At 36.0% G+C, this 13,999-nt stretch carries 11 protein-coding genes and 1 pseudogene; 5 read left to right on the forward strand and 7 right to left on the reverse strand.

What is annotated here, in order from left to right:
- Window positions 1-72: 72 nt before the first annotated feature.
- Window positions 73-1,143 carry a transposase gene (locus AACK98_RS00155; RefSeq protein WP_339041359.1) on the forward strand — a complete coding sequence of 357 codons (1,071 nt, stop codon included), beginning with the start codon at window positions 73-75 and terminating at the stop codon, window positions 1,141-1,143.
- Between the two features lie 716 nt (window positions 1,144-1,859).
- Here AACK98_RS00155 and AACK98_RS00160 read toward each other — a convergent pair.
- Window positions 1,860-2,853: pseudogene (locus AACK98_RS00160) on the reverse strand (IS481 family transposase).
- Between the two features lie 338 nt (window positions 2,854-3,191).
- On the opposite strand from AACK98_RS00160, the gene ndhC reads away from it, so the two are divergent.
- The 3 genes from ndhC to obgE all read left to right on the forward strand — a co-directional run bounded on the left by ndhC (window position 3,192) and on the right by obgE (window position 5,685).
- Window positions 3,192-3,557 (forward strand): NADH-quinone oxidoreductase subunit A, encoded by a 366-nt coding sequence (gene ndhC / locus AACK98_RS00165; protein ID WP_339041361.1) that lies wholly within the window; start codon window positions 3,192-3,194, stop codon window positions 3,555-3,557.
- 588 nt (window positions 3,558-4,145) lie between these two features.
- Complete coding sequence (locus AACK98_RS00170; protein ID WP_339041363.1) at window positions 4,146-4,682, forward strand: NADH-quinone oxidoreductase subunit B family protein; 537 nt, start codon at window positions 4,146-4,148, stop codon at window positions 4,680-4,682.
- Between the two features lie 13 nt (window positions 4,683-4,695).
- Entirely contained in the window at window positions 4,696-5,685 is a 990-nt protein-coding gene (gene obgE, locus AACK98_RS00175) for a GTPase ObgE (RefSeq protein WP_339041365.1), read from the forward strand.
- Window positions 5,686-6,127: 442 nt separating this feature from the next.
- On the opposite strand, the gene AACK98_RS00180 is transcribed toward obgE, so the two are convergent.
- The 3 genes from AACK98_RS00180 to groES form a co-directional block, all read right to left on the reverse strand.
- On the reverse strand, window positions 6,128-7,420 hold the full coding sequence (locus AACK98_RS00180; RefSeq protein WP_339041367.1) for a folylpolyglutamate synthase/dihydrofolate synthase family protein: 1,293 nt from the start codon (window positions 7,418-7,420) through the stop codon (window positions 6,128-6,130).
- 775 nt (window positions 7,421-8,195) lie between these two features.
- The gene (gene groL, locus AACK98_RS00185; RefSeq protein ID WP_339041369.1) at window positions 8,196-9,836 is read right to left on the reverse strand and encodes a chaperonin GroEL; all 1,641 of its coding nucleotides are present in this window, start codon (window positions 9,834-9,836) and stop codon (window positions 8,196-8,198) included.
- Between the two features lie 87 nt (window positions 9,837-9,923).
- Window positions 9,924-10,220, reverse strand: coding sequence for a co-chaperone GroES (gene groES, locus AACK98_RS00190; protein ID WP_410519910.1), 297 nt, complete (start codon window positions 10,218-10,220; stop codon window positions 9,924-9,926).
- 1,347 nt (window positions 10,221-11,567) lie between these two features.
- On the opposite strand from groES, the gene AACK98_RS00195 reads away from it, so the two are divergent.
- Window positions 11,568-13,229: a cation:proton antiporter gene (locus AACK98_RS00195; protein WP_410519909.1), complete on the forward strand. Its 1,662-nt coding sequence runs from the start codon at window positions 11,568-11,570 to the stop codon at window positions 13,227-13,229.
- Between the two features lie 41 nt (window positions 13,230-13,270).
- Here the strand turns inward: AACK98_RS00195 and AACK98_RS00200 are convergent, their stop codons facing one another.
- The 3 genes from AACK98_RS00200 to AACK98_RS00210 are packed head-to-tail and all read right to left on the reverse strand — an operon-like array spanning window position 13,271 to window position 13,928.
- Complete coding sequence (locus AACK98_RS00200; RefSeq protein ID WP_339040346.1) at window positions 13,271-13,549, reverse strand: IS1 family transposase; 279 nt, start codon at window positions 13,547-13,549, stop codon at window positions 13,271-13,273.
- Window positions 13,546-13,677, reverse strand: a complete 132-nt coding sequence (locus AACK98_RS00205; RefSeq protein ID WP_339041373.1) for a hypothetical protein — start codon at window positions 13,675-13,677, stop codon at window positions 13,546-13,548. The genes AACK98_RS00200 and AACK98_RS00205 overlap by 4 nt, the downstream gene beginning before the upstream one ends.
- A complete protein-coding gene (locus AACK98_RS00210) occupies window positions 13,614-13,928 on the reverse strand; it encodes a hypothetical protein (RefSeq protein WP_339041375.1) in 315 nt (104 codons plus the stop codon). The genes AACK98_RS00205 and AACK98_RS00210 overlap by 64 nt, the downstream gene beginning before the upstream one ends.
- Window positions 13,929-13,999: the final 71 nt, after the last annotated feature.

The raw sequence follows: 13,999 nt of genomic DNA on the forward strand, positions 1-13,999 counted from the left end.
TAACTCACCTTACGCAAAATTGACAAAATCAGTATAAAGGTAGTAAAAGTAAGCGAAATAAAAAAATAAAGTATGTCTAAGAAAATATTGGATATATATTCAGACTATTTAATTTGTCAAAATAAGTATGCAACAGCTACTGGTTTATCAGATTTATTGTCTGGAGATATAAGCCACGACAAGATTACAAAATATCTTAATTCTGAAGATTTAGGATCAAAAGAATTATGGTTATACATCAAGCCAGAAATTAGGAAGCATGAGCTTAACAAGGGATGTGTTTTGATATTAGATGATTCAATAGAAGAGAAACCTTATACGGATGAAAATGAGATAGTAGCATGGCATCACTCTTATGCTAAAGGAATGCATGTAAAGGGGATAAACATTTTATCGTGCTTAGTTTCGTATGGTGACGTAGTGCTTCCGTTTGGGTACGCACTCATTCGTAAAGATGTTAGTTTTTCTGATATTGAGACAGGAAAAGTACAGCGTAAATCTAGCATTAGCAAAAACCAACATTTTCGCAATCTCATAAAACGATCAACAGAGAACAAAGTGTTGTTTGAGCATATTTTAGCCGACAATTGGTTTGGTTCTAAAGAGAATATGGAATTCATAGAATCGCTTGGTAAAAAGTTTATTATAGGTATTAAATCAAATAGAATTATTGCATTATCATGTAAAGATAAAAAATTGGGGAAGTTTCAACAAATCTCATCATTAGATATGCAGGATGGAGAATCAAAGAAGGTATGGTTGAAAGGAGTATCTTTTGAAGTTTTACTAATCAAAAAAGTTTTCATAAACGAGGACGGATCAACTGGTATTCTATACCTTGCTTCTAATGATACAGAACATGATGCTGCCTATTTGTACGAAATCTATCAAAAACGATGGAGAATTGAGGAATATCACAAATCTATCAAAGAAAATACAAGCTTTGCAAAATCTCCAACGAAAAAGATGCGATCTCAAGCAAACCATATATTTGCTTCAATCGTAGCATTTTGCAAGTTAGAAATTATAAAGGTTGCCACTGCAACCAATCATTTTGCTATTAAATATAAATTGTTAGTAGCAGCGAATATAGCATCTATGAATGAATTGATAAATTTACGCAAAAATAATGCTCTTGCGTAAGGTGAGTTATTAATCAAAAGTGCGATTGAATAGAAGAGCAAAGTTTAAAGTTTTAGTTGTAGTATTTATTGCTTAAATAATATAAAGAGTATCATATGCAACAAAAACTACGAGTTAATAGATGCTAATTTTGCAGCGCATATTACACATGTGCTATGATGTACTGCGCAGCATAAGTAAAGCTTTGGCTTGCAATGTCATGACTTTGAGCCAGCGCTATAACTTTTACGAGTGAGCCAGTAATAAAATCTGCTTGTATATTTAATACATGCTGTGTTTCAACATATTTCTTTGTAAAAGAATAGCACTTGCGCTGATACACGCACCAAAAGTCTCAGAGGCAGCATAAAATGATGCTTATAGTGTCTAAATAGTGTTTTAAATCAGCGCCTAATGGACTCTATGCTTGCAAAATTTGCTGTATAAAAAGCATTGATTTTGAAAAGTAAGCTTTGAATTAAATTATTGTTGCTTAAAAAATGTAATTAACAGTAACTGTTAGATAATCAGAGTATTCGTGATATGAAAAAAATATCAATCAAAAAAGTTTCAACTGTCGTGATTGTGCTGAAGATCGCTCTATTAATTGTACTTCTGATCAAATTATTTAATTACAAACCAGATGTAAAACAAGTAAAGAAAGTTTTGGAGATAAAATACTCAGAAAGTCTTTAGTTGTAGAAGTCAAGATTTGATCTTACAGACAGTTATAAATTTTATATCTGCTTGTCAGTTAAGTTTTGACTGTCAGATATGTAACTGAGATACAAGATTTCATTATTCTTTTCCACAGCTAACTTTTTACTATCCAAAAAAGTTTGCATAGGTGTTTTTCCATAACAATATTTACCAGAATGAGGTCTTTCATTGTTGAAATATTCTAACCAAATATCAAGATCTAATTGCAAGTCATCCAATGATGTATAAATCTTTTTACGCATAGCTGTATCAAAGAATTCTTGTTTCATAGTTTTATTAAAACGTTCACACATACCATTAGTTTGAGGTGAATATGCTTTAGTTGTTGTATGCTCTATACCTCCTATACTGAGAAATAACTCAAAAGCATGATGTTCTATATTTCCCTTATATTCTCCTCCACGATCTGTAAGAATACGAAGCATCGGTATCCCTTGACTCTCATACCATGGTAACACTCGATCATTTAGCATATCAGCAGCAGTAATCGCAGTTTTGTCAGTATACAGTTTAGCATCAGCAAATCTACTGTAGCTATCAATAAATACCTGAGCATAAACCTTTCCTATCCCTTTGAAATTGCCTACATAATATGTGTCTTGGCAACCTAAATAACCTGGATGTTGTGTCTCAATTTCTCCATGTGCTTCTTTTTCATTACGGCGTTTCTCTAGTACTTGCAGCTGTGCTTCGGTCAATATAATACCATCTTGGGCCATCTTAGCTTCTAAGGCTTTCAATCTTTTATTGATATTATTCAAATCATTACGTAACCAAATCGATCTTACTCCTCCAGGAGAAACAAGTATACCACTCTTCTTCAGCTCATTTGATACTCTAAGTTGTCCATATGCTGTACTCCATCGCCATATCAACTACTGCTTTTTCTACTGCAGGATCTACTCTATTAGCGATTATTGGCTTCTTGTGACTTATCTCGTATAGCGCTTCTTCTCCTCCTGTTTCATATAGTTCTTTAAATCTGTAATAGCTATCTCTACTATAACACATTGCCTTACATGCAGATTATATACTACCAAGGCTTTTTGCCAATTCAAGTAAACCTAGTTTCGGTTTGATGATTTTTTGATTTAAGTTCATTGCTTATCTCCATTTAATAACTAATTTAATTTACTAAATGTAAGATAAAATGTCGACTAATACAAAACTAAGATGGTAGGTGCTGCCATAGCTGCAGTAACATGTCTATCCTGCAAAAATCATTGAATTTTCGTACATCTTTATGAAGTGTGTAGCAAAAACATCTCTTTGCAAATGAGAAACAAGAAGCTAAACTGCATGTGACACTATATCTTTGCTTCAACACTAACCAATTTTTGTAACTCTATATGTCTGATTATTTACAAGGTTATCTTTCCATTCTTATATTTATGGCGATTGCTTTTGGTCTTGCGTTTATTTTAGTGGTACTGCCATTTATTACAAATCGTGCAAAGTCGTACTCAGATAAGGTGTCTGCTTATGAATGTGGTTTTGAGGCATTTGCAAGTCCGCGTTCCAGATTTGACATCAGATTTTATTTAGTTGCTATTTTATTTGTAATATTTGACCTTGAAATTGCGTTTCTCTTTCCATGGGCAATTAGTTTGAAAGCGATTGGGATGTATGGCTTTATCTCTATGATGATATTTCTTGTTGTGCTTGCTGTTGGCTTTATATATGAATGGAAAAGCGGAGCTCTGGAGTGGGAATAGCTAATTGTTTTTTAGCGCAGCATATAGCCCTGTCCTCAAATAAGGGCGCGTGCGAGAATTTTAATGGCATGATTTTTTAGAGTGCCAGTTAATTTCTGAATCAGATATTGTGATATATTTGTGAAGAAATGAAGGAAGTAATATGGAAAATAGTGCCAAAAAGATCTGTACAAGTGGCTTTGATGAGCAGTGCCATAGTTTAATACCAACTCCCGCAAATAACAGCACATCTGTACGTCATCTTTTTTGAAAATTTAAGTGCGCCCTTCGCCGCTGGACTTCTAGTACAGATGACTCAGATCTCATGCTAATTTTTCTAAAAAATACTTGCCCATATATTCTGTTATTTGTGGGAATTAGTATAACGTCGGTTTCCGATTAATAACACGAGTGTAGAGCAGATTTTTTAGCAATAGCACAGTTAACCGTGCTATATTTAGGCGAATTAAAATAATTGGCAACTAGCATTAGTTTATATTCATTAGCTTTTGAATTTGATGTATAATGACAATAGCGCAGTTTTTATATCATCATGGCTTAGACTGACTGCGCAAAGAAGAATTTTGAAATTTTAGTTCATTACATAGTATGATTTCGCATAACCATTACCCAATTATTAACCAGAACCAAGATATATTGCTCAGCAATGTTGGGGATGAAATAAAGAATAAGGGGTTTTTAACAGCGAAGCTTGATGATTTAATTAATTGGGCGAGGACTGGTTCACTTTGGCCCATGACATTTGGACTTGCTTGTTGTGCAGTTGAAATGATGCATGCTGCAGCTAGCAGATACGATATGGATAGGTTTGGCATGCTTTTTAGACCGAGTCCGAGGCAGTCTGATGTAATGATAGTAGCTGGGACTCTGACTAACAAAATGGCTGCAGCTTTGCGGAGGGTTTATGATCAGATGCCAGAGCCTAGGTGGGTCTTGTCTATGGGAAGCTGTGCAAATGGTGGTGGCTATTACCATTATTCATATTCTGTTGTGAGAGGCTGTGATCGAATAGTCCCTGTTGATGTGTATGTACCAGGGTGTCCGCCTACTGCAGAGGCATTAATGTACGGCCTGCTTGTATTACAACGCAAGATAAAACGTACAGGAAAAGCAATATACAGATAGAAGTTAGATTTAGATGCATTTTATTGATGAAGCGAAGATTTATCTTAAGGCCGGGAAGGGCGGAGATGGAGCAATGAGTTTTCGCAGAGAGAAGTTTATAGAATTTGGTGGGCCCGACGGTGGTAATGGTGGGATAGGCGGTGATATAGTGCTAAGAGCGGTTGATCACTTAAATACACTCATAGATTTTCGTTATAAGCAACACTTCAAAGCTCAAAGTGGTAGCAGTGGAGCTGGGGCAAAATGTACAGGGGCTTCTGGCGAAACTATGTTGATAGATATTCCTGTAGGGACTCAAGTGTTGGATGAGTCAGGTGTCGTTCTGCTGCATGACATGATAGAAGTTGGACAGGAAGTCGTCATAGCTAAAGGAGGAGATGGAGGCCGAGGTAATCACACATTTAAAAGTTCTGTAAATAGAGCGCCAAGAAGAACTACTCTTGGCAAAGATGGGGATGAGCTGTGGGTATGGCTGAAGTTGAAATTACTTTCTGATGTTGGGTTACTAGGCCTGCCAAATGCTGGTAAGTCGACATTTTTATCAGTTGTTACATCTGCAAGGCCAAAAGTGGCAGATTATCCATTTACAACTCTGCGGCCGCAACTTGGTGTTGTCAGAGCGAACCATAGGGAGTTTGTCATCGCTGACCTTCCAGGGCTCATAGAAGGGGCAAGTCAAGGACATGGTCTTGGTCACAGATTTTTAAAGCACATTGAACGTTGCAGAGTTTTGTTACATATGGTAGATGCTACTGGACAGGACGTTTTACTAAGCTATCAAACCGTACATAATGAGTTAAATTCGTATAAGGAAGAGCTGTGCGATAAGCTCGAAGTTATAGTACTAAGTAAAAGTGATTTAGTTACAACACAAGATCTAGAGGAGAAGACATCTATATTAAGCTCACATACAAACAAACAAGTACTTACTTGTTCTGGAGCAACAAAAGCAGGAGTAGAGCATATAATAATGCAGCTGTTTAAAGTATTGTCTATAAGTTAGTTTGATGGGGTTAAAATTCTAGCTTTTAGATTTAGATAGTCAGTCCCTTGCATTCTAAAACGAAGTGCAACAATCCCAGTCTGTCTATAAGGTAATTTAAACAAATATTTGATCTGATGGCACATGATAATTATATCATCACAAGTATTTCCGAATCCTTCCTTTGCCACAATACTTGATCAACACATCCCTTTCTTGCTCAAATACAAAATAAATATTACCTCTATTTACTAAATTTGTGTTATATTCCGACCAGTTGTGTATCTTGTGTTTATCTGCTATTGAAATACCAGCTTTGTTAGTTTATTTAGCTGATCTATTTAGCGATAAACTCAAGAATATGCACTACGCATTATGCAACAATGCCGGCCGATCTAAGGGCTGATTTTTGGTGCATAGACCAATGATTGTTGCAATACATGAGATATTGCAACCGCTATTTTCATATAACATTTTCAGCTAAGAGATCAGCTGCTAGGTATAATGACCCACATACAAGTATTCTGAAATTCCTATTTCCTGCATCTTTTGTTATTAAATCAATAGCATGCCTTAAACCTTCACATTCCCTTGCCCTGAAGCCCATCTTTTCTGATACAAGTGCTATGTTTTTAGCTGATTCGCTTAAAGGTTCTGATATAACTTTAACAGCACATAACATTTCAACACATCCTAAAAAGGGTGCTAAAAACCCTTCTATATCCCTTTGCTTAGTTCTGCCATTTATTAGATAGAGTAATTTATCTTGTTCATCTAACTGCGCAATGCTTAGTGCAAGCATTTGAGCACCACCTACATTATGAGCACCGTCAACCCAAAGTTCAGAACCTTGAGGAATAAGAGAATGCAGCACTCCGCTTTGCACAAGCTGCATCCTTGCAGGCCATGAAGTATTTTCTATACCGTTTCTAATATTTTCAATTGAAATAGTGTAAATGTTGCTTAATTGTTGTACAGCGGCAACTGCGCAAGCAGCATTCATTATTTGATGTATCCCCTGAAGAGAGGGATTTGGTAATTCTAGTATATTATCATGCGTAATAAACAAAAAACCATTTGCTGTCTTCTGAAAATTCCAATTTTGTCTGCAAACAAAAGATGGGACTTGACGCAGCATGCAGCAATTATGTAATAGTTCAAGAACACGTTCTTCTTGCCAACCAATTACTGTGCATAATGAACCTTGTTTTATAATCCCAGCTTTTTCAGATGCTATCTGACATAAATCATAACCAAGGTATTCTGTATGATCTATTGATATTGGCGTAATTACAGAGAGAAGCGGAGATTCTATTACATTTGTTGCATCTAACCTTCCACCTAGACCAACTTCTAACAGGACTACGTCAGCTTCAATCTTGGAGAAAGCAAGAAATGCCATTACAGTCGTGCCTTCAAAAAAGGTTAACTCAAGATCACCAGCGGCAAATCTACATTCTTCTGCGATTTGGTAAAGAAATTCGTCTTCGATTTCTTTGCCAGCTATTACTATACGTTCATTGAACCTTACTAAATGTGGCGATGTATAACGATGCACTGAATATCCAGCAGATTCAAATATTGCCTTTAAATATGCTATAGTTGATCCTTTTCCATTAGTTCCAGCAACATGTATTACATGTGGAATTTTTTTTTGTGGCTCACCAAGTTTTGATAAAAGAGCTTTAATCCTCCATAACTCAAGGTCAATGACGCTTTTTCCATAAGGAATTGGCCAATGCGGCATCTTAACCATAAATCTCCTAATACTTGAGATATGAACAACAAAGACTGATACTTTAACGCGAGTTGCTGCTTATAAAATATCAGCTAAAGCAGCATAAAAAGTCATGCCAAACTTTGTCTTTTGGATAAATTTGAAGTCAGCTTTTCACCTGAAATAGCAGCTATATTGCGGCGTCCAAACGAATGAATTTTTATTCTAAATGCTCGTTTGCCATGCCTACTTTATAGTGTTTTAGCTATAATCAGCAACTTAAGCAGTATGTCTTTCAAAAATCGATTTACTGCACAAATAAATTTTTGTGGCAAGTTCAATGTACAAAGATTAGCATTTTTAAAATGCCATGCACTGATTTTCTGATATAGCCCTGCGACAAACCGGCAAATCCACTTGCGCAGACCTTTTTTGCCTAATTTTTCAATATATTTCGTTAATTTCTTCGCAAATATATATAATCAGGGAAGTAAAAGATGTTATAGACTGATATATGGCTTTTAAGTTTTAGGCTAAAATTGGGTCCTTACTCCATATTTCTACGCTTTCTAGTACATCGTAGATTTTGCTTGAAATATATAATATCTCCAACTTCCTTGACTATAAAAGTATTCACAGAAATTAACTGGCGCTCTAAAAAATTATGCCTTCAAAATCCTTGAACGTGCATTTTGTTAATAACAATAACATATAGACGCAAAGCTCCCTAGAATAAAGGAAGCTATCGTCTATAGTTGCATCTTAAATTTATAAAAAACTGAGCTTTTTATGAGTATGTTTCAATTGGCTAAACTTAAAAGCCCATATCATCCATACCACCATGCCCATGCATAGGAGCGGCAGGTTTCTTTTCAGCTTTCTCAAAAATTACAGCTTCTGTTGTAATCAACAAACCTGCAACCGAAACTGCACTTTGCAGAGCGCTTCTGACAACTTTTGTTGGGTCGATAATCCCAGCTTGATAAGCGTCAACTACCTGCACATTTTGCGCATCAAAGATCTTTTTGTTGTCACTCGCTTCTAAAAGCCTTGCAACTATCAACCCTGAATCAATACCCGCGTTTTCCAAGATCTTGTGTATAGGAGATGAAAGTGCTTTTCTCACAATATCAATACCAGCATCTTCATCAGCATTTTTTCCTTTTATTCCATCTAAAGCTTTTGATGCATAAAGTAAAGTACACCCACCTCCAGGGACTATTCCTTCTGCGATAGCAGCCTTAGTTGCGTGATACGCATCCTCTACTCTATCTTTTTTCTCTTTAACTTCTACTTCTGTAACTCCGCCTACCTTAAGCACTGCAACACCACCAGAAAGCTTAGCAAGTCTTTCTTGTAGTTTTTCTTTGTCATAGTCAGATTTTGTATCAGCGATTTGAGTTTTAATTTGCTGACGACGTTCATCTATTTGCTCTTTTTTGCCTGAACCATCTACTATAGTCGTATCATCTTTAGTAATGACTACCCTTTTTGCAGAACCAAGATGTGCTAATGAAACATTCTCAAGCTTGATTCCTAGGTCTTCGCTGATCAACTGACCACCCGTCAATAATGCTATATCCTCAAGCATAGATTTTCTTCTGTCCCCAAAGCCAGGAGCTTTTACAGCAGCCACCTTCAAGCCAACACGCAACTTATTGACAATTAACGTTGCAAGTGCTTCTCCTTCCACATCTTCAGCTATAATCAACAGCGGCTTACCTGTTTGCACTACAGATTCAAGTAGTGGAACCATTTGCTGTATATTACTAATTTTTTTCTCAAATGTTAGAATATAAGGATTATCAAGTTCGCATGTCATTTTTTCCGCATTTGTGACAAAGTAAGGAGAGAGATATCCTCTATCGAAGCTCATGCCCTCAACAACATCTACTTCAAATTCATCACTTCTGTTTGCTTCTTCAACTGTTACTACGCCGTCTTTGCCAACTTTTTTAAATGCTTCTGCTAACTTTTTGCCAATGTCATGATCTCCATTTGCAGAGATAGTAGCAACTTGTTCAACTTCCTCAGAAGATGCTATAGCTTTTGAAACTTTTTTGATCTCTTCTATGACAACCTTAGATGCTATATCTATACCGCGTTTTAAATCCATTGGATTCATACCAGCTGCAACAGCTTTAATACCGTTTTTAGCAATTGACCTAGCTAGTACAACGGTTGTAGTTGTTCCATCTCCAGCATTGTCATTCGCTTTGCTAGCTGCCTCTTTTAAGATCTGAGCCCCCATATTTTCAACTTTATCCAAAAGCTCAATTTCTTTGGCAACACTTACGCCATCTTTTGTAATCTTTGGAGCACCAAAAGATTTCTCTATAATTACATCACGTCCTTTCGGACCAAGAGTTGCACCAACAGCCTCATATGCCGTCTCTATTCCTCTTAAAATTTTATCACGAGCCTCAGCCCCTTTCATTATGATTTTTCCAGCCATATTTTATCCTAAATACAAAGTAGTTATTTTTACCATCTAAGTCTTCTAAGCCACAATTGTAGCAAAATTTAGTCAAAAACTTGTAAATTACTCTTCAATAATAGCAAGCACATCTGACTCTTTGAGTACAAGATACTCAACTCCGTCGATCTTTATCTCTGTTCCGCCCCATTTAGCGAACAAAACTTTATCTCCGACCTTCACATCTAGCGGATGAATTTTGCCTGATTCATCTCTAGTACCACTTCCAACAGCGCACACCTTCCCTTGCATAGGTTTTTCTTGAGCTGTGTCCGGTATGATTATTCCGCCAGCAGTCTTAGTTTCCTGCTCAACTCTTTGCACAAGCAGCTTATCGTGCAATGGTCTCACTTTGATTTTCATATTCTTTTACCTCGCCTGAAATAGTATTGTTTCTTGATATTTTGCTATATAGTAAGATGACATTACGATTTCAAGTCGCATCTGAAACAAATTTATTAATTGTGCTATTTCTATACCAAGATGCGTGGTCAATTTTTTTAATGACTACTCATAAGAGCAAATGAATTTTCAATCAAATGCATTAAACTCATTAAATATCTTGTAATTGCTTTTCAAATTCAATATTTTGTCTTTCATATTACTTATAACCAGAGTGTATGATAGATTTTTTAGTAATACAAATAAGTTAGTGTTAGCTACAAACATATCTACTCACTGCAAAAATAGTATGAATTTTATATTTCAAAAACTTTAGGAAGCTCGATCTTTACTCGATTTTACACATATTGAGACTAGGGACTTAATTATAAAATAATTTGTAACTTGCGTTATCATAATAAGAAGAAATTTCAGTCAAATCATGATTTCTAGACTTACGCTCTATTTCGTATATTATTATTTTTTTGTAAGTCAGCCTTCGATATTTTGCAGTCGTCTAATAGAGTCATAAAGATTATTATGTTATACTGAAATAGAATAGACCTCTTGCATAACCTGTTCCAAACTGTGATTTGATTGTCACTAAAACATAAAAACACTCACGTGGATCATTGTTTGGTGACGTTTTGCAAAAATCTACTCTATAAGAATTTCTACCTCAGAATGAGGTTATGCAAGAGGTCTAATGTAAAATTCTGTTCAAATAAGATGCATAAATGTTGGAGATATGCCTCAGGCAAATGAAGAATTAATGTTTATTAGCCCATATTCAAAAGAAGCTAAGAAGAATGATAGCATATGTGTATACGTAAATACATAAGAAGCATTTTGACGGCGCAATTTTGAAAAGTATTATAATGTGTATAAAAGCACTTGTGCATTTGTAATAATTATTTCTCATTTTTTGCAAAGAAAATTTTAGATGTAGTAATTCGCCAAACGTAATGTATTCTAGCACTAGGTTCATTACAGGTATTACTTACTTTTTTTTATTAACTAGTCTGTTCGTCAAAAATCAATTTGCTGCGCTAATTTTCGGATATATTAATTTATCCTGCACTTAGCAAATACTACTTAACAAAATCCATAAGGTTTTTGGCAATTTTGCCACTTTTTCTGCTGGATTTATATGCATCATAATTGCTTGCAGCCAAGATAAATCCTGGACTTCAATAGTTATGATGCAAGCGACTAACTAGATGACATGATTGGTTCTCAGTTTTTTTATTTTTTATTTAAATAGATTTAAATATGCATGATCTCGGATATTTGCCAGATGTATTACGTTTACTGTGCGCATCAATTTTTGTGGTTGTTTTATTGCATAGGTTAAAAATTAGTCCTGTACTTGGTTACCTAATCGTCGGTGCGATGATTGGAGAACACGGATTTAATTTAATAGCAGAGCCTTCCTATGCTGCTGCACTTGCTGAATTTGGTGTTGTATTTCTTTTATTTGTCATTGGTCTTGAGTTGACAGTTGAAAGATTAATTAAGATGCGCTTGCATGTGTTCGGTTTTGGAGGGTTACAGCTTATTTTAACGACCACTATATTGATAGCTATATTCCATTTTATATTGAGTAGTTGGGTTAAGATAGATTTCTATGTCGCAATAGTGATCTCCGCTGCGCTTTCGCTATCTTCTACTGCAATCATATTAAAAGTACTGGCAGAAGGTGGAAAACAGGCAACTTCAGTAGGAAGGCTATCTCTTGCTGTGTTACTGATGCAAGATTTTGCAGTTGTGCCTCTGCTTGCCATACTACCCATCCTCGGAAAACAAGAGGGAAATATTCTGTTTACAATAGAGATTGCAGGATTGAAAGCTCTTGGTGCGATACTTGTTATAACGGTTTGTGGCAGACTTTTTCTGCGGCCGTTTTTTTCTTTGATAGCATCTGTAAAAACAGATGAAGTATATGTCACAACTACTCTGTTAATAGTTCTAGGAGCCGCTTGGATTACTAGTGAACTTGGTCTTTCCACAGCTATGGGAGCTTTTATAGCTGGTCTCTTGATTGCAGAAACAGAGTATAGAAATAGGGTTGAGGATAGTATAATGCCGTTTCAAGGCTTATTTATGAGTCTTTTCTTCTTGAGTGTTGGGATGTCTATAGATTGGAGGTTTATTGTAGAACATCTACGTGGCGTTTTATTATTTTCTGGCGCACTGATATCGATAAAATTTATTATTATGCTAATGCTATGCATGCTTTTCAGAATGCGTCTAGGACTTTCGCTGCATGCTGCATTATTGCTCTCACAAGGAAGTGAATTTGCTTTCATATTGTTTGGTCTAGCTGTAAAACAAGGATCGATAGATCAAAGTACAGGGCAGTTCCTTCTGATGGCAGTTGCAATCACTATGGCAGTTACACCTCTACTTTCTATAATAGGGAATAAGATTGAGGAACACCTTGATACGCAAGAATCGTTTGATGGGAATCAAGAGTTTAAAGGTGTTAGCGATTTAAGTGAGCATGTAGTGATAGCAGGATTTGGCAGAGTTGGTCGAGTTGTTGCCTATATGCTGCAGCAAGAACAAATTAGCTACATAGCAGTTGACAGTAATGCTATGCTTGCAAGAAGAGCAAGGTCAGAAGGCTTTCCAGTATATCACGGTGACTTAAGTGATTCAGATACATTAAAAGCAATAGGGGCAGATAGGGCTGCAGCTGTGATTTTGACAATGAGTGATAAAGTTTCTATTCGCAAATCCACAAAGAATATACATGCGAATTATAAAAATCTCACATTAGTAAGTAGAGTTGAAGATCTCAAGCATAGCAAAGGTATCAAAAAATTAGGGGCCTCTGAGACTGTACCAACTACAATTGAAACGGGTCTACAACTTGGCGGAGTGATACTCAAAAACCTTGGAGTAATAGACCAAGTTGTATTGGCTATAAAAGAAAAAATAAGAAAAAATAATTATGCCTTAACAGAAGAAATAGAATTATTTGAATAAATAGAGCATGTCTTTAAAGGTCAATCAATATAAGAGAGTTTTCACATAAAGATAGATAAGAGCTGTTCTTGATATTGTTTGAATATTTGTGTAATAGTAAGAGCGCACCAAAGCTTGATGGATCCGTATACCATTGACTCTTTTTTAGAAACGATTTTAGTGCGCCGTGTCATTCGGCATAAATGATGTCGCGTGTTGCTATTATCTCTCTCGATACATACTGTGCCAGACTTTCCAATTGTATGACGCTCTTTGGGTAAAATTTTAGAAAAAGCATCCCAATCATCCGTATAAAAATGACATTCTTTCAGATGACTCACTTTTTGTAGAGCTTTTGGAATGTTGCAGTATCACGATTGCCTGTAACCCAGGCAACTGTTCTCCTTATACTACGATCAACTGCCTTAATGATCCAAAGCTTGTTTTTTTTGAACCAATAAAATGCCACATCTCGTCGAATTCCATCTCCATAATATCCGAAGAGACAACTGGCTCCTGAGTCTTGCCCATCGCCTCTACTACCCAGCGATAAATTATGGACGGCGAATGCCATAATATCTTGCATAACATAGAAAAAGAGCCATTACCAAGACTATATAGCATAACGCATAATGCTTTCTTAACAGCTGTTTGAGGCTTCTTGCCCAGATCGCCCTCAACAAAATTTAGAACATGATCTGCACTTATAACGCTGTACACCCCTCACAATGCCATTCTTTACAAAGATATCAGAGCAACATCCATTACAACAAACCATAAAATCACTCTTT

The organism is Candidatus Lariskella endosymbiont of Hedychridium roseum, from assembly GCF_964020185.1.
GTDB lineage: Bacteria > Pseudomonadota > Alphaproteobacteria > Rickettsiales > Midichloriaceae > Lariskella.

Bases quoted from the DNA above. Each gene is read 5' to 3' on its own strand.
- AACK98_RS00155 (WP_339041359.1), top strand. From the start codon at position 73: ATGTCTAAGAAAATATTGGATATATATTCAGACTATTTAATTTGTCAA.
- ndhC (WP_339041361.1), top strand. From the start codon at position 3,192: ATGTCTGATTATTTACAAGGTTATCTTTCCATTCTTATATTTATGGCG.
- AACK98_RS00170 (WP_339041363.1), top strand. From the start codon at position 4,146: ATGATTTCGCATAACCATTACCCAATTATTAACCAGAACCAAGATATA.
- obgE (WP_339041365.1), top strand. From the start codon at position 4,696: ATGCATTTTATTGATGAAGCGAAGATTTATCTTAAGGCCGGGAAGGGC.
- AACK98_RS00180 (WP_339041367.1), bottom strand. From the start codon at position 7,420: ATGGTTAAGATGCCGCATTGGCCAATTCCTTATGGAAAAAGCGTCATT.
- groL (WP_339041369.1), bottom strand. From the start codon at position 9,836: ATGGCTGGAAAAATCATAATGAAAGGGGCTGAGGCTCGTGATAAAATT.
- groES (WP_410519910.1), bottom strand. From the start codon at position 10,220: ATGAAAATCAAAGTGAGACCATTGCACGATAAGCTGCTTGTGCAAAGA.